This is a genomic window from Streptomyces sp. NPDC001709 (assembly GCF_053596375.1).
In genome coordinates, this window is sequence record NZ_JBSFGB010000007.1 from 317446 (window position 1) to 334769 (window position 17324).

General features: G+C 71.3%; 16 protein-coding genes and 1 pseudogene. 6 read left to right on the forward strand and 11 right to left on the reverse strand.

All coding sequences use genetic code 11. From position 1 onward, the window contains the following. Positions 1–43 precede the first annotated feature (43 nt). A complete protein-coding gene (leuA, locus tag ACWC0C_RS14055; protein ID WP_449200825.1) occupies positions 44–1765 on the reverse strand; it encodes a 2-isopropylmalate synthase in 1722 nt (573 codons plus the stop codon). 344 nt (positions 1766–2109) lie between these two features. Here leuA and ACWC0C_RS14060 point away from each other — a divergent pair, with 344 nt between their 5' ends. Further along, entirely contained in the window at positions 2110–3180 is a 1071-nt protein-coding gene (locus ACWC0C_RS14060) for a M4 family metallopeptidase (protein ID WP_449200824.1), read from the forward strand. Between the two features lie 21 nt (positions 3181–3201). Continuing rightward, a complete protein-coding gene (locus ACWC0C_RS14065) occupies positions 3202–3468 on the forward strand; it encodes a protealysin inhibitor emfourin (protein WP_449200823.1) in 267 nt (88 codons plus the stop codon). Here ACWC0C_RS14065 and ACWC0C_RS14070 read toward each other — a convergent pair. Beyond that, entirely contained in the window at positions 3440–4300 is an 861-nt protein-coding gene (locus ACWC0C_RS14070) for a helix-turn-helix transcriptional regulator (RefSeq protein WP_450864020.1), read from the reverse strand. The two genes, ACWC0C_RS14065 and ACWC0C_RS14070, sit on opposite strands and share 29 nt — an antisense overlap. 122 nt (positions 4301–4422) lie before the next feature. Between ACWC0C_RS14070 and ACWC0C_RS14075 the strand changes: the two genes are divergently transcribed. Further along, positions 4423–5277: an NAD-dependent epimerase/dehydratase family protein gene (locus ACWC0C_RS14075; protein ID WP_450864022.1), complete on the forward strand. Its 855-nt coding sequence runs from the start codon at positions 4423–4425 to the stop codon at positions 5275–5277. Positions 5278–5279: 2 nt separating this feature from the next. On the opposite strand, the gene ACWC0C_RS14080 is transcribed toward ACWC0C_RS14075, so the two are convergent. From ACWC0C_RS14080 to era, 3 genes are all read right to left on the reverse strand, one after another. Beyond that, positions 5280–6533 carry an MFS transporter gene (locus ACWC0C_RS14080; RefSeq protein ID WP_450864023.1) on the reverse strand — a complete coding sequence of 418 codons (1254 nt, stop codon included), beginning with the start codon at positions 6531–6533 and terminating at the stop codon, positions 5280–5282. Between the two features lie 10 nt (positions 6534–6543). After that, positions 6544–7869, reverse strand: coding sequence for a GH1 family beta-glucosidase (locus ACWC0C_RS14085; protein WP_450864025.1), 1326 nt, complete (start codon positions 7867–7869; stop codon positions 6544–6546). A gap of 82 nt (positions 7870–7951) precedes the next feature. After that, entirely contained in the window at positions 7952–8905 is a 954-nt protein-coding gene (era, locus tag ACWC0C_RS14090; RefSeq protein WP_449200818.1) for a GTPase Era, read from the reverse strand. Positions 8906–8992: 87 nt separating this feature from the next. Here era and ACWC0C_RS14095 point away from each other — a divergent pair. Together ACWC0C_RS14095 and ACWC0C_RS14100 are read left to right on the forward strand one after the other, a co-directional pair. After that, positions 8993–10062: pseudogene (locus ACWC0C_RS14095) on the forward strand (ammonium transporter). Continuing rightward, on the forward strand, positions 10059–10397 hold the full coding sequence (locus tag ACWC0C_RS14100) for a P-II family nitrogen regulator (RefSeq protein ID WP_361244217.1): 339 nt from the start codon (positions 10059–10061) through the stop codon (positions 10395–10397). The pseudogene ACWC0C_RS14095 and the gene ACWC0C_RS14100 overlap by 4 nt, the downstream one beginning before the upstream one ends. On the opposite strand, the gene ACWC0C_RS14105 is transcribed toward ACWC0C_RS14100, so the two are convergent. From ACWC0C_RS14105 to ACWC0C_RS14125, 5 genes are all read right to left on the reverse strand, one after another. After that, positions 10291–11301: a WxL protein peptidoglycan domain-containing protein gene (locus ACWC0C_RS14105; protein WP_450864026.1), complete on the reverse strand. Its 1011-nt coding sequence runs from the start codon at positions 11299–11301 to the stop codon at positions 10291–10293. The genes ACWC0C_RS14100 and ACWC0C_RS14105 overlap by 107 nt on opposite strands. A 59-nt stretch (positions 11302–11360) precedes the next feature. Then, a complete protein-coding gene (locus ACWC0C_RS14110) occupies positions 11361–12698 on the reverse strand; it encodes a beta-xylosidase (protein ID WP_450864028.1) in 1338 nt (445 codons plus the stop codon). Between the two features lie 172 nt (positions 12699–12870). After that, positions 12871–13344: a hypothetical protein gene (locus ACWC0C_RS14115; RefSeq protein WP_449200815.1), complete on the reverse strand. Its 474-nt coding sequence runs from the start codon at positions 13342–13344 to the stop codon at positions 12871–12873. A gap of 163 nt (positions 13345–13507) precedes the next feature. Then, positions 13508–13861 (reverse strand): cytidine deaminase, encoded by a 354-nt coding sequence (locus tag ACWC0C_RS14120; protein WP_449200814.1) that lies wholly within the window; start codon positions 13859–13861, stop codon positions 13508–13510. 28 nt (positions 13862–13889) lie between these two features. Then, positions 13890–14714, reverse strand: coding sequence for a helix-turn-helix transcriptional regulator (locus ACWC0C_RS14125; protein WP_449200834.1), 825 nt, complete (start codon positions 14712–14714; stop codon positions 13890–13892). Positions 14715–14875: 161 nt separating this feature from the next. Here ACWC0C_RS14125 and ACWC0C_RS14130 point away from each other — a divergent pair, with 161 nt between their 5' ends. Next, positions 14876–16306, forward strand: coding sequence for an MFS transporter (locus ACWC0C_RS14130; protein WP_450864029.1), 1431 nt, complete (start codon positions 14876–14878; stop codon positions 16304–16306). On the opposite strand, the gene ACWC0C_RS14135 is transcribed toward ACWC0C_RS14130, so the two are convergent. Next, complete coding sequence (locus ACWC0C_RS14135; RefSeq protein ID WP_450864031.1) at positions 16291–17310, reverse strand: S66 family peptidase; 1020 nt, start codon at positions 17308–17310, stop codon at positions 16291–16293. The two genes, ACWC0C_RS14130 and ACWC0C_RS14135, sit on opposite strands and share 16 nt — an antisense overlap. Between the last annotated feature and the right edge of the window lie 14 nt (positions 17311–17324).

A 17324-nucleotide genomic window follows, 5' to 3' on the forward strand; every position in this document is an offset into this window, starting at 1 on the left:
CCGTATCCAGCGGCCGGGGCACCGAAAGGCCCGGTCAGAGGCGTCAGCGGGCGGCGCGGTTGACCGCGGAGACGACCGCCTTCAGCGACGCACGCGTCGTGTTCGCGTCGATGCCGATCCCCCACAGGACCTTGCCGTCGATCGCGCATTCGATGTAGGAGGCGGCCTGCGCGGAGGCGCCCTCGCTCATCGTGTGCTCCTGGTAGTCCAGCAGGCGTACGTCGATGCCGATGGACTCCAGGGCGTCGAAGAAGGCCGAGATCGGACCGTTGCCGGAGCCGGTCAGGACGGTGTCCTGGCCGTCCACCGTGGCCTCGACCGTCAGGGTGTCGACGCCGTCCGTGTCCGTCGTCGACTGGCCGGTCCTGACCTGGATGCGGCCCCACGGGTTGTCCGGGTTCGGCAGGTACTCGTCCTGGAAGACCGCCCAGATCTCCTTCGGCGTGATCTCGCCGCCCTCGGCGTCGGTCTTGGCCTGGATGAGCTTCGAGAACTCGATCTGCATGCGGCGCGGCAGGTCCAGCTTGTGGTCGTTCTTCAGGACGTAGGAGATACCGCCCTTGCCGGACTGCGAGTTGACGCGGATGACGGCCTCGTAGGAGCGGCCGACGTCCTTCGGGTCGATCGGCAGGTACGGCACCGCCCACTCGATGTCGTCGACGGTGACCCCGCGAGCCGCCGCGTCGGCCTCCATGGCGTCGAAGCCCTTCTTGATGGCGTCCTGGTGGGAGCCGGAGAAGGACGTGTAGACCAGGTCGCCCACGTACGGGTGGCGCGGGTGGACCTCCATCTGGTTGCAGTACTCCCACGTACGGCGGATCTCGTCGATGTCGGAGAAGTCGATCTGCGGGTCGACGCCCTGGGAGAACAGGTTCATACCCAGGGTGACCAGGTCGACGTTGCCGGTGCGCTCGCCCTGCCCGAACAGGCAGCCCTCGACGCGGTCGGCGCCGGCCATCAGGGCCAGCTCGGCGGCGGCGACGGCCGTACCGCGGTCGTTGTGCGGGTGGACGGAGATGCAGACGTGCTCGCGGCGGGAGAGGTTGCGGCTCATCCACTCGAAGCGGTCCGCGTGCGTGGACGGCGTCGAACGCTCCACGGTGGCGGGCAGGTTGAGGATGATCTCGCGGCCGGGGCCGGGCTGCCAGACGTCCATGACCGCCTCGCAGACCTCCAGCGCGAAGTCCAGCTCGGTGTCGGTGAAGATCTCGGGGCTGTACTGGTAGCCGAATTCCGTCTCCGGGCCCAGCAGCTTCTCCGCGTACTCCATCACCAGGCGGGTGCCGTCGACGGCGATCTGCTTGATGTCGTCCTTGGAGCCGCGGAAGACCACGCGCCGGAAGACCGGGGCGGTGGCGTTGTACAGGTGGACGGTGGCCCGCTTGGCGCCCTTCAGGGACTCCACGGTCCGCTCGATCAGGTCCTCACGGGCCTGGGTCAGCACGGAGATCGTGACGTCGTCCGGGATCGCGCCCTCTTCCTCGATGATCGAGCGCACGAAGTCGAAGTCGGTCTGGCCGGAGGCGGGGAAGCCGACCTCGATCTCCTTGTAGCCCATCTTGACCAGCTGGTCGAACATCCGGCGCTTGCGCTCGGGCGACATGGGGTCGATCAGGGCCTGGTTGCCGTCGCGCAGGTCGGTGGAGAGCCAGCGGGGGGCGACGGTGATGCGCTGCTCCGGCCAGGTGCGGTCCGGGATGTCGACCTGCTCGTAGCGGCCGTACTTGTGGATCGGCATGGAACTGGGCTGCTGGCGGTTGGCCATGATGGCGTGGGCTCCTCTGGGTGTCCGGATCCTCGGAATCCGGATGTCCGGGTGGACGGCCGACGACGCAACGCCAGAGCTCCGCGGGGAGGGAGTCGGCCTTTCCTACAGGCCCTCGCCGCGGCAGCTAAGAAGAAGCAGCCCGAAACGCATGATGCGTCGCAGCCTAGCCGAGCCACCCCGGGCGCGGGGGTGCGTCCCAGTATGCGGGACCGGTGTCGCAAAAGGGACAAAAAGTGCGCCGTACCACATTGTCACGGAGCGTGGCATTCCCTGTCCCGGTATTTCACCAATCATGGTGGCCCCTAGTGACACCGGCGTCACAGAGTGCGATGGTGCGAGACATGACGACCAACGGGGGCTTCGAGCCCGTCTTCTGCACGATCGTGCCGCCGCACGTCCTCGACAAGCTCGCCCAAGCCGAGGACCCCGAGCTCTCCGGTCCGGCCCGCCGGTCCCTGGAGCACGACGCCTTCCAGCGCACCAAGCGCCGCCTGACCACGGTCATCGGTGCGCCCTCCGTCGCCGCCCCCGCGGGCGCCGCCGCCGACCAGCCGCACCGCACGATCTACGACGCCCACCACACCCAGGACCTCCCCGGCACGAAGGTCCGTGCGGAGGGCTCCGACCCGGGCTCGGACGCCACCGTCAACCGCGCCTACGCCGGCCTCGGCGCCACCTTCGAGCTGTACCTGAAGGCCTACGGCCGGCACTCCATCGACGACAACGGGCTCCCGCTGGACGCCACCGTGCACTTCGGGGAGTCGTACGACAACGCCTTCTGGAACGGCGAGCAGATGGTGTTCGGCGACGGCGACGGCCAGATCTTCCTCGACTTCACCATCCCGGTCGACGTCATCGGCCACGAGCTGACCCACGGCGTCACCCAGCACACCGCGAACCTGGAGTACTTCGGCCAGTCCGGCGCGCTCAACGAGTCGGTCTCGGATGTCTTCGGCTCGCTGATCAAGCAGTACACCCTCGGCCAGACCGCCGCCGAGGCCGACTGGCTGATCGGCGCCGGGCTGCTCGCCCCGAGCGTCCACGGCACCGCGCTGCGCTCGATGAAGGCCCCGGGCACGGCGTACGACGACCCGAGGCTCGGCAAGGACCCGCAGCCGGCGACCATGGACCACTACGTCCGCACCGGCCGCGACAACGGCGGTGTGCACATCAACTCCGGTATCCCGAACCACGCCTTCTACCTGGTCGCCACGGCGATCGGCGGGCACTCCTGGGAGAAGGCCGGGCAGATCTGGTACGACGTGCTCACCGGTGGCGACCTCAAGACGGACGCGCTGTTCGCCGACTTCGCCACGCTGACGGTGCAGGCGGCGCGCGAGCGGTACGGCGCCGGTGACGAACTCACGGCCGTGCAGAAGGCGTGGGAGCAGGTCGGGGTGCGGACGCTGTAGTTCCGTACTACACAGGGACCCATGCGTATCCAAGTACGGCGCACGGGCGGTTTCGCGGGCATCGAGCGCCGGGCCGAGGTGGACACCTCGGGCCGGCCCGACGCCCCTGCGTGGCAGGCCCTGGCCGAACGCGTCCTCGCGTCCGGCCGGGGCACCCCGCCGGCCGGCGTCCCGGACGGCTTCCGCTACGAGATCACCGTGGACGGCCGCACGGTGTACGCGGCCGACCCCCGGCTCACCGAGGAACAGCGTGAGCTGATCACGAGGGTGCTGAAGGAAGGGGCGTAGAGAAGTCCTGGAGCCCGACCACACGCAGGAGTTGCAGCCGCTCGTACGACTCCGTGCCCGGGCGGGCCGTGTGCAGGATGAGGTGGTGGCGGTGGTCGTCGCTGAGCAGGACCTCGCAGTCCAGTTCCAGCAGGCCCACCACCGGATGCCGGAAGCGCTTGACGGAACCGCGCCGGACCGCCACCTCGTGCTCGTCCCAGAGCCGGGCGAACTCCTCGCTCCCGGCGCGGAGTTCGGCCACCAGGGCGGCCGGCCGGGGGTCGTCGGGCCGGGCGGCAGCGACGGCACGCAGGTTCGCCACGTGCACGCGCGCGTGTTCCGGCACGTCCTGTGGCGGGAAGGGCTCGCGTCCCGCCGGGTCCAGGAAGAAGCGGCGGACCAGGTTGCGCTCCCGGGGCGGGCGGCCCAGCACGTCTCCTGACAGCGCCCGCGACATCGCGTTCTGCGCCAGCACCTCCCCGCAGTCCGACACCACCATCGCCGGCGCGTCGTGCAGCCGGTCGAGGACCAGCAGCAGTCCGGGCCGGACATGCGCGCAGGCGCTCTCCCGGCGGGGCGGCTCCTCGCCCGTCAGATGGAAGAGGTGGTCCCGCTCGTCGTCGGTCAGGCGCAGCGCCCGGGCCAGTGCCGTGAGCATCTGCCGGGACGGGCGCGGGCCCCGGCACTGCTCCAGCCGCGTGTAGTAGTCGACCGACATGCCGGCCAGCGACGCCACCTCCTCCCGCCGCAGACCGGGGGTACGACGCCGGGCGCCGGGCATCAGGCCCACATCGGAGGGGTCCAGGCGGGCTCGGGAACGGCGCAGGAAGTCGGCGAGTTCGGCTCGGTTCACGTCTTCAGGGTGGGGCACACCGCGGGGCTTATCCAGGGAGTGCCGGTCCCCTGATCGGAAGGTCTCTCCCGGCCGGCACGGCACCGCTGGACAGTGGTGACACCAGCCGAGAGGAGCGGAACATGCTGACACTGGTGACAGGGATGACAGGACAGGTCGGCCGGCGCTTCGTGCCGAGGCTGCTGACGCGGCGGCGGCCGGGCGAGGAGGTACGGGTCCTGGTGCGCGACGCGGAGCGCGGCGAGCGCTTCGCGGAACTCGGCGCCCAGGTCGTGGTCGGCGACCTGCGGGACGAGGAGGCGCTCGGCAAGGCGGTGGCCGGGGTGGACGCGGTCGTGAACGTCGCGGCGGCCTTCCGCGGGGTGCCGGACGAGGAGGCACGGGCCGTCAACCGGGACGCGGCCGTCGCCCTGGGCCGGGCCGCGCTGGCCTCGGGAGTGCGGCGCTTCGTGCAGGTCAGCACGGGACTCGTGTACGGCACCGGGCGGGGCCGCCCGCTGACCGAGGACGACGAGACCCGGCCCGGCGGCGCGATGTGGGGCGCCTATCCCGAAGCCAAGGCGGCGGCCGAACGGGAGCTGCTCGCCCTGGGGGGCATGGACGTGCGCGTGGCCCGGCTGCCCTTCGTCTACGGCGAAGGCGACCCGCACCTGGCCCAGTCCCTGCGCTGGGCCACGCACTGGGCGCCCACCCAGCGGCTGCACATGGGCCACCACGCCGATGTCGCCCAGGGGCTGCTGCGCCTGCTGTACGCACCGGCGGTCAACGGCCCGATCCACAACATCGCCGACGACGCGCCCGTCACGGCGGTCGAGCTGCACCAGCTCAACGGCGCCGGGATACCCGCCGACATGCACACCCGGACCGACCCGGACCCGTGGCTGGGGATCATGTCGACGGAGAAGATCCGCCGTGACCTGGGTTACCGGCCCCTGTACCCGAGTGTGTGGGCGGCCCGGGACGCGGGGGTGTTGTGAGTTCAGTCCACGCCCCGAATCCGCCCCACCAGCACCGATCCCGCCAACCCGATCACCGCCGCCACCAGGTACAGCACCCGGTATCCGCCCAGGTACGTCACGACCGGCGCGGCCAAGGCCGGCGCGGCCACCTGCGGGAGCGCATTGGCCACGTTGATCACGCCCAGGTCCTTGCCCCGGTCCAGCGCCTTCGGCAGGACGTCCGTCATCAGCGCGAAGTCGACGGAGGTGAACACGCCGAAGCCGACCCCGAGAACGGCCGCCGCCACGACCGCGCCGGGCCACGTCTGCCAGCCGGCCAGCGCCGCCGTCGCCACCGCCATCAGCACACCCGACCAGACCACGAACGGCTTGCGCCGCCCCACCCGGTCCGACCAGACGCCGCCCGCCACGACGGTCGCCATCAGCGTCAGGCTGTTGACGGCCGTCAGGATCAGCACGCCCTGGCCGGGGTCGGGGCGGTGCAGGCGGTCGCGGAGGTAGTAGAGGAGGTACAGCAGGACGAGGGAGTTGCTGAGGTTGATCAGGAAGCGGGTCAGCCAGGCCCAGCCGAGGTCGGGGCAGCGGCGCGGACTCAGCCAGAACCCCGCCAGGAAGCTCCGCCAGGACCAGGGCGGGCGGTCCTGCGGCCGCAGCCGCAGATCCTGGTGGCGCAGGACGTACGGCAGCACGCCCGCCGCCGTGCACACCGCGCAGGCCGTGTACCCGGCCCCGGTCCCGCCCGCCACGGTCGCGAGACCGGTGCCGCCGACCACGCCCAGGATCTGCGCCGCTCCCAACCAGCCGCCCACCGCGCCCCGTTGGAGCCGGGGCACCCGGTCCGGGACGGCCGCCGTCACCGCCGCGAACGCCGCGTTCAGCGTGAGCTGCACCAGGCACCAGCCCACCGCCATGGACCACGCCCCGTCCGCCCGCGCGAGCAGCAGCAGGGACAGCGCGCCGCCCGCCGCCCCGGCCACGATCCATGGCGTACGGCGGCCGGCGCGGGCGGTCGTACGGTCGGACAGGGCGCCGAAGAGCGGGTTGGCGAGCAGGGAGACCACCGCGCCGGCGCCGGTCACCCAGGCCAGCATGGTCTCCTTGGACATCCCGGAGCCGGGCGCGAAGTCCTTGGCCTGGGAGGCGAGCAGGATCTGCAGCGGCCCGAACCAGCCGACCCAGATCGCCCCGTTGGCCAGCGAGAGGGCCGCCGTCCAGCCCCGGCGGACCGGTTCGACGGGCTCGGACAGGGCGGCCGGAACTCCGGCGGTGGTCATCTCCGTGCCGTCAGCTCTGGGCCCGGAGCACGTCCCGGAACCAGTGGTAGGAGGCCTTCGGGGTGCGCTTCAGCGAGGCGTAGTCCACGTGCACCAGGCCGAAGCGGCGGGCATGGCCCTCGGCCCACTCGAAGTTGTCCATCAGGGACCACACGAAGTAGCCGCGCACGTCCACGCCGGCCTCCAGCGCGGTGTGCAGGGCGCGGATGTGGGCGTCCAGGTAGGCGATGCGGTCCTGGTCGTCGACGCCCTCGTAGGAGCAGCCGTTCTCGGTGATGACGACCGGCGGGAGCTTGTCGCCGTACGCCTCGCGGAAGCCGCACAGCAGCTCGGTGAGGCCTTCGGGGACGACCGGCCAGCCGAAGTCGGTCACCGGTCGGCCCTCGATCTCCCTTACGGAGAAGGGCAGTTCGGCGGGCAGCGCCAGACCGCCGTACTCGCTGTCGGTGCCGCCGGGTGCGCCCACCCGGGTCGGCGCGTAGTAGTTGATCCCGTACCAGTCGACGGGCTCGGCGATGACCTTGAGGTCCTCCTCCACGTCGCCCGGCATCAACTCACCCATTCCGTCCGGGTATTGACCGAGAATGACCGGCTCGGCGAACAGGCGGTTGAGCAGGAGGTCGTAGAAGCCGGCCGCCTCCACGTCGGCCGGCTCGGCGGAGGCGGGCCAGGTGGGGCCGTGGGAGTTGGCGATACCGATGTCCGTCGCCCCGGCGGCGCGCAGGGCGCGTACCGCGAGACCGTGGGCGAGGAGCTGGTGGTGGGCGACCGGGAGCGCGTCGAAGAGGAGCCGCTTGCCGGGGGCGTGGGCACCGATGGCGTGGCCCAGGAGGGTGTGCTCGGCGGGCTCGTTGAGGGTGATCCACTTGGTCACGCGGTCGCCGAGCCGCTCGGCCACCACCGAGGCGTATGCGGCGAACCTCTCCGCCGTGTCCCGCTGGAGCCAGTCCAGGGAGGCGGGCAGGTCCCAGTGGAAGAGGGTGGGCACGGGCCGTACGCCCGCCGCGCACAGCTCGTCCACCAGGCGGTCGTAGAAGTCCAGGCCGCCCGGAGTGTTGACGCGGGGCCAGGAGATCGAGAAGCGGTAGGCGTCCACGCCCAGGCCGGCAAGCAGGCCCACGTCCTCGCGGTAACGGTGGTAGTGATCGCAGGCCACGGCCGCCGTCGAGCCGTCCTTCACCCGCCCCGGTTCGGCCGTGAACACGTCCCACACGGACCGCTCGCGCTCCTCGGCCGCCCCCTCGATCTGGTGGGCCGAGGTCGAGACACCCCACAGGAAGCCGGCGGGGAAACGGGGGATCGGCCCGGCTGTCGGATCACTCGCGTGAGTCGCCATGGCCGGATCATCCTTACCCCCGGTAACCCAAGTCAACGCCCATGCGTCAAAAGGGGGTTCGGGGGCCGCAGCCCCGCAACACTCAGAAGCCCAGCTTACGGAGCTGCTTCGGGTCGCGCTGCCAGTCCTTGGCCACCTTCACGTGCAGGTCGAGGAAGACGGGGGTACCGAGCAGTGCCTCGATCTGCTTGCGGGACTTGATGCCGACCTCCTTCAGGCGCTTGCCCTTGGGGCCGATGATGATCCCCTTCTGGCTGGGGCGCTCGATGTAGACGTTGGCGTGGATGTCCAGGAGGGGACGGTCCGCGGGGCGGTCCTCGCGCGGGAGCATCTCCTCCACGACCACCGCGATGGAGTGCGGCAGCTCGTCGCGGACGCCCTCCAGGGCCGCCTCGCGGATGAGTTCCGCGATCATGACCTGCTCGGGCTCGTCCGTGAGGTCGCCCTCGGGGTAGAGGGCCGGACCCTCGGGGAGGAGCGGGATCAGGAGGTCGCCCAGCAGGTCCACCTGCTTGGAGCCGACCGCCGATACCGGCACGATCTCCGCCCACTCGATGCCCAGCTCCTTGCCCAGCTGGTCGATCGCGATCAGCTGCGCGGCGAGGGCCTTGGAGTCGACGAGGTCGGTCTTGGTGACGATCGCGACCTTGGGGGTCTTCTTGATCCCCGCGAGCTCCTTCGCGATGAAGCGGTCGCCGGGGCCGATCTTCTCGTTCGCCGGAAGGCAGAAGCCGATCACGTCGACCTCGGCCCACGTCGTGCGGACGACGTCGTTGAGCCGCTCGCCGAGCAGCGTGCGCGGCTTGTGCAGCCCGGGGGTGTCCACGAGGATCAGCTGGGCGTCGGGCCGGTGCACGATCCCGCGTACCGTGTGCCGCGTCGTCTGCGGCTGGTTCGCGGTGATGGCCACCTTCTGCCCGACCAGAGCGTTCGTGAGGGTGGACTTGCCCGCGTTGGGGCGGCCCACGAAGCAGGCGAAGCCGGCGCGGTGGACGGTCTCGGCCGACTCTTCGGATGACGGGGTACGAACGCTCATGCCGTTCATTGTCCCTGATCCACGAGGCCCCGCCGTACCAGTGACCGCGACCACGGCTGACGAGCCCCCGCACCGTTGGAGACGCCCGTGACCCTCGCCGCCGCGCACGTCGACACCGGCGACACCGCCTGGCTGCTCGCCGCCACCGCCCTCGTCCTGCTGATGGCACCGGGCCTGGCCCTGTTCTACGGCGGCATGGTCCGCACGAAGAGATCGGCGGCCTCGGCCACGCCGGAATGGCGCATCTCACCCCCGGCAGCGTGCGCGGCACCGTCCCCACCCTCCTCTTCGCCACCTTCCAGCTCACCTTCGCGATCATCACGGCCGCGCTGATCAGCGGCGCGGTCGCCGACCGCACGAAGTTCTCGGCGTGGCTGGTCTTCGTCCCGGTCTGGACCCTCCTCGTATACGTTCCGGTCACCCACTGGGTGTGGGGTCCGGGCGGCTGGATCCTGGACGGGCTGGGAGCGCTCGACTTCGCGGGCGGTCTGCCGGTCGAGATCACCTCCGGCGCCTCCGGTCTCGCCCTGTGCCTGGTGCTCGGCCCGCGCCTCGGCTTCAAGAAGGACGCCATGCGGCCGCACAACCTGCCCATGGTGATCCTCGGCGCCGGTCTGCTCTGGTTCGGCTGGAACACCCTGGCCGCCGGCTGCACCGGCCTGCTCGGCTGGCTCTTCGTGGAGCAGAGGCGCGACGGCCATCCCACCACCCTGGGCGCCGCCTCCGGCGCGGTCGCGGGCCTGGTCGCGATCACCCCGTCCTGCGGCACGGTCTCGCTGCTGGGCGCGCTGGTCGTCGGCCTCGCCGCCGGTGTCGTCTGCTCGTACGCGGTGAGCTGGAAGTTCAGGCTGAACTACGACGACTCGCTGGACGTCGTCGGCGTCCACCTGGTCGGCGGCATCATCGGCACCGTGCTGATCGGCCTGTTCGCCACGTGGTGGTCGTGGCCGGGTACGCCTTCGCGGTGACGTACGGCCTGGGCAAGCTGCTCGACAAGGCGATGGGCCTGCGCGCGAGCGAGGAGCAGGAGCACACCGGCCTGGACCTTACGGTGCACGCCGAGACGGCATACGATCACGGCGTCCTGGGCCATGGCGCCCCGGTCTCCCACTCCGTCCTCAGCCCCCGGCACGCAGAAGGTCGACACCCAGGCATGAAGCTCATCACCGCGATCGTCAAGCCCTACCGGCTGGACGAGGTCAAGACCGCCCTGCAGGAACTGGGCGTGCACGGCCTGACCGTGACCGAGGCGAGCGGCTACGGCCGGCAGCGCGGCCACACCGAGGTGTACCGGGGGGCCGAGTACCGGGTCGACCTGGTGCCGAAGGTGCGGATCGAGGTCGTCGTGGAGGACGCGGACGCCGACCCCGTGATCGACGCGATCGTCAGGGCCGCGCAGACGGGGAAGATCGGGGACGGGAAGGTGTGGGCCGTACCCGTGGAGACGGTCGTACGCGTGCGGACCGGCGAACGCGGCCCCGACGCGCTCTGACCAGCAGCACCCCGGCCGCCACGCCCACGAGGAACACCACCGTCGCGACCAGCCAGGGCAGCGCGAAGAAGGAGGCGCCGGCCGACTGCCGGGTGCCGGGCGCGCTCGCCGTCAACGTCACGTCCGCCCAGTCCAGTTGGGGCGCCCCGCGCCAGGTCTCGGTGAGCCGGACCCGCTGTCCCGGCAGCAGCTCCGACGGCACCCGGGACAGCTCGCGGTCGAGCAGCGTACGGCCGAACAGCCCGCGCGCCTTCAGCTCCACCTTCGGGTCGAGGGTGACGTTTCCGGTGTTGCGCAGGGTGTAGGAGACGGTGGCCGTGCTGGCGCCGAGCCCCGGGACCAGGGGCTGGTGGTGGCTGATGTGCAGCTGCCCGACGGACAGCGCGGGCAGGGTGGGCCCGCCGACCCGGAGGTAGACACGGGCGCCGACGGCCCGCTGGACACCGAGCGCGAGCCGCCCGCTGCCGGGGTCGACATGCTCGTCCAAGGCGACGATGGCACCGGGATGGTCACCTGGCTCGGCACCCTGCGGGACGCGCAGGGTGAAGGGCACGCTGACGGTCGTATGCCCGGGCACGGTGACCCGGGACTTCGCGAGCCGGGCCCAGGCGCCCACCCCGAGCATGCGCTCCGTGACGGTCCGCACGGCGAAACCGCCGTCGCGGGCGGTGTTGTAGGCGTCGGCCGCGTAGAGCCGGAAGGTGAGCGGCCTGCCGGTCTTGTTCTGGACGGCGACCTTGTCGGTGAGGGCCTGGCCGGGGTCGGCGGAGAGGTAGAAGTAGGGCCGCTGGGCGATCTTCGAGGCGACCGGGTACACGGACCAGGTGCCGTTGTCGGCGGCGTGGGCGGGCATGGCCTGCCATGCGAGCAGGAGGCCCAGCAGGAGGACGTACAGCTTGCGCATGGGTGCGGACCCCCACGGACGGGAGACAGGGGAACGGGCGGGTGCGGACGCCCGCACGCTCAGGTGAGCGTCAGCGTGAGCACACCGGAGTACGAGCCCGGAGGCGTGAACGCCGGTACGTCCAGGGAGAGTCCGGCGTCGACGGTGAACTCACCGCCGGTGACCGTGCCGGCGGAGGTCGACGCCAGGGTCGCTCCCGAGGCGCCCACGGTGCCCGCCGAACCGGCCTTGCAGGTGCTGGGGCTGCCCGCCTTGGTCGCGCACGCGGGGGTCCAGCCCAGCTTCCCGGCGTCGATCTTGCCGCCGGGACCCGTGAAGTCGGTGACCTTGCCGGTCAGGGACCAGCCCGCGGGCCCGCCGCGGAAGTCCTGGACCGTCACCGTCTGCAGCTTGCCCGTCGAGGCCCCGCCCTTGCCGAAGTCGACCGCCGACAGTGCGACGGAGTCCCCGGCCTGGGACATGGACAGCGTGCCCGCCTTGACGGTGGTCGTCAGTTTCTGACTGCCCGGCGGGACGGGTGAGTTGTCGTTGACGACGTACGCCGCGGGGCCGGCGCCCTTGTCCGCGCTCCAGGAGCCGCCTTCATAGGCCACGATCCCGGTGGTCGTCTTGTCCTTGACGACGAGGGAACCGCTGAAGGAGCCCTGTGCGTTGGCCGTGACGGTGGCGGTGTCCGCGGTCTGGCCGCCCCCGGACCGCCCGGCCAGTGTGACGGTCGCGCCCGGCGTGAAGTTCGTACCGTTGACCGTGACACCGGCGCCCGGGTCACCGGAGGCCGAACTCAGCGAGATGGCCCGGGTGTTGGCCGGGGTGCCGTCGGTCGCGGTGACGGTCTGGGAGACCGGGGCGGGCGGGTTGGTGACCGTGCACGGGGTGTCCAGCTCCAGGATGTAGCTGGTGTGGATGTTGTAGTCGCCGGGCGAGAGGGTGATCTGACCGGCCTTGGTGACGGTGAACGTGCCGGTCATGGAGAAGGACGGGAAGGCGGCCTTCCCCGGCACCGGCGGGTTCTTCTTCGGCCCCGCGACGGTCACGTCCCCCGTCTGGGCGCCACCGAGGGTGACCTTCCCGGTGGGGGTCATGATGTCGGCCGGCAGGGCGAGGTCGGTGGGATTGCTGGCGGCGGCGGTGACCACCGTGTACGTGACGCTGACGGTGTCGCCGACCTTGGGGTTGGCGTTGTCCACCGACACGTTGGCGGTCGTGGTGCCGTCGATCGGCGGGATACCCGCCACGGCGGGCGGGATGCAGTGCGTGGCGAAGTCCACGTTCGTGCCGGCGGCACCGGCCGGACAGGCCAGCGCGCCGCCCGCGGTGACCGCGAGCGCGGTCGCCCCGAGCAGTGAGCTCCAGCGCCACCGTCGGGATCTTCGTGGTCTTGGGGGTGTGAAGCCCATGGGCCCCCTCCTGAGGTTGCGGGCGCAGCGGCTCATCTGCGCCGACAGGGGGCATTGATGTGGAGCGGGGGTGAGAAGTCAATGGAGATGCCGCAGAAATCTGACGGATCATCAGATCTCGTCGATTTCTGCGGCATCCGGAACAGATCGCTCAGGTCGGTCGGCTCAGGGATCAGTCGAAGACGAACGGGCCGGGTGACTGCTTGGCGGTCGCCGTACAGGTGATGGTGATCCCGAAGACCGTCATCTTCAGGGAGCCGCCGTACGCCTCCAGGCTGTCACCGGAGGCCACGGTGCCGCTGAGGGGGCCGACGGTGACGGTGGAACCGGCCGCCATGGCCGGGTTCTTCTTACCGCTGAAGACGCTGGTGCCGCCGCCCTTCACGAGCGTGAGGGTGGACGAGACCGAGTCCTGGGACACCGCGACGGGCACGGTGATCGCGGAGGACGTGATCGTGATGGTGGCCGAGGTGCCGCTCTGGGTGGCCGCGAGCGTGGCCGCACCGCCGCCGTAGATACCGCAGTTCGCGTTGATGGTCGCCGACTGTGGGGTGACGGCGGCCGCGGAGGGTGCGAAGGCGAGACCGGTGACCGCGAGGGCTCCGGCGGCCAGTGCCGCACCCGTTGCCGTGCGCTTGCCTCTCATGGGGATCCGCTTCCCTTTCGTAGGGGTGCCGTGTGGGGGGACGCCGACGGGCGGGTGCGGATCCGACGACCCGTCGGATTTACGGCTTCATTGATGCGCAAGTGCTGGAACCCAGCAAGGTTGAATTCCAGCCGACCTTTCGTTCGGCCGGTACTCCGGTACGTCAGCCGGCGGAAACGGTCACCCGCACAACCCCGTCGAGCCCGGCCAGCAGCACGGGCGTCCCCGCACCCCCGAGATCGGCGACCGCGGCCAAGTCCTCCTCGGGCACCGACTCCGCCTCGCTCACCACCGCCGCCGCCTCCAATGACGTGGCCCCCGACGCAACGGCCATGGCGACGGCAGTGCGCAGCGCGCTCAGCCGCAGCGAGGGCAGCGAAACCGCCCCGGCGACATACGTACGCCCGGTCTCGTCCCGTACGGCCGCCCCCTCCGGCACACCGTTGCGGGCCCGCACGGAACGGGCCAGGGTCACGATCTTGCGGTCCTCGGGGTCAAGCGCGTTGCTCTCGGTCATGCCCCGAGCATACGAAGCCCGGCCCCGTTCACCCCGCCACGGGGTACATCGCGCCCCGCCGCCCCTCCGGGGACGCCAGCCACTCCAGCTTCGCCGCGGTGTTCGCCTCGTCCAGCGGGGTGTGCAGCACGATCATCAGATCGGGCCGGGCCGGCACCTTCATCACCGTCGACTCCACCACCAGCAGCCCGACCAGCGGATGCTCCAGCTCCTTGCGGATCTGCCCCTGGTCCTCGATGTCCCGCTCGGCCCACATCGCCCGGAACTCCGCGCTGGCCTCGCTCAACTCGGCCAGCACCGCCTGGAAGCCCTCGTCGTCCGGCCGCGCCGCACACGCGGACCGGAACTGCGCCACGACCGTACGCGCGTTCCGCTCCCAGCTGTGGCTGCGCGACCGGTACAGCGGATCGACGAAGAAGTCGATGAGACAGTTCTGGGTGATGTCCGGCCGCATGCCGAGCACGATCGCGGCCGCGTCGTTGTACATCACGCAGTTGTAGTACAGGTCCATGATGTGGGCCGGATACGGCATCCAGGTGTCGATCAGCCGCCGCAGCCCCTCGCAGTTCGCCCGCTTCTGCTCGGGCGCGACTTCGGGCGCCGGCGGGTTCATCCCGGCCAGCAGGTACAGATGGCGGCGCTCGGCGTCGCTCAGCCGCAGCACCCGGGCCACGGCGTCCAGCACCGACGGGGAGACGGAGATCTCCCGCCCCTGCTCCAGCCACTGGTACCAGGAGGCGCCCACCCCGGCGAGCACGGCCACCTCCTCCCGGCGCAGCCCGGGCGTACGGCGCCGGCCGCCGCCGACGGGCAGCCCGGCCTCCTCGGGACTGACCCGGGCCCGCCGGCTCATCAGGAACTCGCGCAGCTCGCCCCGCCGTTCACTCTTCGCCGCCCCCGCTGCAGGCACGTGCCGCTCCTCCCCCGTCGTATCCACCCGTCGCATCTGGTGGTGCCACCACCACCATAAGTTCCGACTCCCCACCGGTATTCCGTTCGCCCGAAGCTCTTGCCATGGCGATCGACACCACCACCCAGTCCACCACCCCCACGGGCACACCGCTCGACACCCCCCGGCCGCCCCGGTTGTCGACGCGCGACAAGCTCGTCCTGTTCGTCCTGTGCGCGGCCCAGTTCATGGTCGCGCTGGACTTCTCCGTCCTGAACGTGGCCCTGCCCGAACTCGGCACCGACCTCGGCATGAGCCGCTCGGCGCTGCAGTGGGCGGTCACCGCGTTCGCGCTCCCATCCGGCGGTTTCCTCCTCCTCTTCGGCCGCATCGGCGACCTGTACGGCCGCCGCAAGCTGTTCCTGACCGGCCTGGCCCTGTTCGGCGCGGCCTCGCTGCTGGCGACCCTGGCCTGGGACCCGGCCTCCTTCCTCGCCGGACGCGCGCTGCAGGGCCTCGGCGCGGCGGCGATCGTCCCGACCGCCATGTCCCTGCTGACCACCACCTTCCCGGAGGGCCCGGCCCGCGACCGTGCCCTGGGAATCGCCGGCACGGTGATGTCGCTGGGCTACACGGTCGGCATGGTCGCGGGCGGGATGCTGACCGACACCCTCGGCTGGCGCTCAACGATGGCCCTGCTCACCGTGTCCGCGCTGATCGTGCTGCCGCTGGCCCCGGGCCTGCTGCCGGAGTCACGCACCCCGGAGCGTCCGCGCCTGGACGTGCCCGGCGCGGTCACCGTCACCACCGGCCTGCTGTCCCTGATCTACGCCCTGTCCACGGCCGCCGACCACGGCTTCGGCCGCCCGGACGTCCTCATCACCCTGGTCGCCGGACTGCTCCTGCTGGCCGTGTTCACCGTCGTCGAGTCCCGTACGGCCGCGCCCCTGGTCTCGCTGCCCATGCTGCGCCGCCGCACGGTGGCCTGGGGCAACGTGGGCGGCCTGGTCACCTTCTCGATGATGTCGACGGTGATCTTCGTACTGACCCTGTATCTGCAGGAGATCCTGCGCCTGTCGGCCTTCGAGACGGGCCTGGTCTTCGGCGTCCAGGGGGTGCTGTCGGCGGTCGCCGGCACGCTCGCCCCGAAGGTGATCGGCCGCTACGGCGCCCGCCGCACCCTGGTCTGCTCGCTGACCGGTCAGGGGGCGCTGATCGCGACGCTGCTCCTGCTGAACTCCCACGTCTGGTCGGTCTGGCTCGCCACGGCCGCCGTGTCCGTGGCCAGCATGTTCCACCTGGGCGCGATCATCTCCTACGGCCTGACCGTCACCTCCGGTGTGCCGGACGAGGAGCAGGGCCTGGCCACCGGTCTGGTGACCTCCACCCAGCAGGTCGGCATCACGGTCGGCATCCCGCTGCTGGGCGTGCTGGCCACCACGTCCCACGACCTGCTGAGCGGCGTCCACACGGTCCTCGCCCTGGACGCGGCCGTCGTCCTCGCCGCCGCCGTCCTGGTCGCACTGGGCCTGCGCCGGGGTCAGTCCAGGGTCTGAACGATCCCGCTCCGCGCGGCCGTGTGCACCACACGGCCGCGCGCGCCGTTGACCAGGGGGAGGTACGGCGCCACATGCCCACACTCGACCCCGGCGACGAGCGGCACGCCCAGCGGGCCCAGCGCGGCGAGGACGGCCTCGTGCTGGGTGAGGGTGGGGCTGTCGGGGGCGTGGGTGCGGCCGACGAGGACGGCGGCGGCGCGGTCGAAGAAGCCGGCGAGGCGCAAGCCGTGCAGGTGGCGGCAGATGGTGAACGCGTTGTCCTCGCACGCCTCGACGTAGACGAGCAGCGGCTCGTCCCCGGCGAACCGCGTCAGGTCTAGGTACGGCGTGCCGGCGAGGGGAGCGACGGTCTCGATGCAGCCGCCGATCAGCCGGCCCTCGACGTCCACGTCACCCTCGCCGTCGAGCCGGGTCCAGGTTCCCTCGGCGTCCAGGGTGAGGTCGCGGATCTCGGGGTGCCCGACCCAGTCGTCCCAGCGAGCGGACCGGTAGCGGCCGGGCGGCGTCTGCGCGAACGGCTCGCCCTGCGGCGCGGCCACGATGTCGAGCCAGGACAGCAGCCCCTCGGGCGTCCGGTACGGCGTGTCCATGAGGTTGTTGCCGTGCACGGTCGCGACCCCGGTGAGCAGGGTCAGCGGGGTGATGACCGTGGACATGTCCGAGTAGCCCACGACCCAGGTCGGCTCGGCCCGCCGGATCGCCTCGAAGTCCAGCGACGGCAGCAGGTCGATCGCCAGCTCCCCGCCCCACGGCGGTACCACGGCCCGTATCTCCGGATCGGTCAGCATCTCGGTGAGCTCGGCCGCGCGTTCGGCGGCCGGGGCGCTGAGGTGCGTCGAGCCGTCCATGCACCGGCCGACGACCACCTCGTATCCGCGCTCCTCGAGGTCTCGTACCGCGAGGTCGAGGCGCGCGCGCATCCTGTCGGCCACCCCGCTGGACGGGGAGGTCACACCTATACGGTCACCGGGGCGCAGGGGGCGCGGATATCGAAGGGTCACGCGCCGGATTCTGA

Excerpts from the sequence above, each read along its gene's own strand:
- ACWC0C_RS14060 (WP_449200824.1), top strand. The coding sequence starts at position 2,110 with ATGACGACCAACGGGGGCTTCGAGCCCGTCTTCTGCACGATCGTGCCG.
- ACWC0C_RS14085 (WP_450864025.1), bottom strand. The coding sequence starts at position 7,869 with ATGGCGACTCACGCGAGTGATCCGACAGCCGGGCCGATCCCCCGTTTC.
- leuA (WP_449200825.1), bottom strand. The coding sequence starts at position 1,765 with ATGGCCAACCGCCAGCAGCCCAGTTCCATGCCGATCCACAAGTACGGC.
- ACWC0C_RS14110 (WP_450864028.1), bottom strand. The coding sequence starts at position 12,698 with ATGGGCTTCACACCCCCAAGACCACGAAGATCCCGACGGTGGCGCTGG.
- ACWC0C_RS14065 (WP_449200823.1), top strand. The coding sequence starts at position 3,202 with ATGCGTATCCAAGTACGGCGCACGGGCGGTTTCGCGGGCATCGAGCGC.
- ACWC0C_RS14100 (WP_361244217.1), top strand. The coding sequence starts at position 10,059 with ATGAAGCTCATCACCGCGATCGTCAAGCCCTACCGGCTGGACGAGGTC.
- era (WP_449200818.1), bottom strand. The coding sequence starts at position 8,905 with ATGAGCGTTCGTACCCCGTCATCCGAAGAGTCGGCCGAGACCGTCCAC.
- ACWC0C_RS14105 (WP_450864026.1), bottom strand. The coding sequence starts at position 11,301 with ATGCGCAAGCTGTACGTCCTCCTGCTGGGCCTCCTGCTCGCATGGCAG.
- ACWC0C_RS14120 (WP_449200814.1), bottom strand. The coding sequence starts at position 13,861 with ATGACCGAGAGCAACGCGCTTGACCCCGAGGACCGCAAGATCGTGACC.
- ACWC0C_RS14125 (WP_449200834.1), bottom strand. The coding sequence starts at position 14,714 with ATGAGCCGGCGGGCCCGGGTCAGTCCCGAGGAGGCCGGGCTGCCCGTC.
- ACWC0C_RS14080 (WP_450864023.1), bottom strand. The coding sequence starts at position 6,533 with ATGACCACCGCCGGAGTTCCGGCCGCCCTGTCCGAGCCCGTCGAACCG.
- ACWC0C_RS14075 (WP_450864022.1), top strand. The coding sequence starts at position 4,423 with ATGCTGACACTGGTGACAGGGATGACAGGACAGGTCGGCCGGCGCTTC.
- ACWC0C_RS14130 (WP_450864029.1), top strand. The coding sequence starts at position 14,876 with ATGGCGATCGACACCACCACCCAGTCCACCACCCCCACGGGCACACCG.
- ACWC0C_RS14115 (WP_449200815.1), bottom strand. The coding sequence starts at position 13,344 with ATGAGAGGCAAGCGCACGGCAACGGGTGCGGCACTGGCCGCCGGAGCC.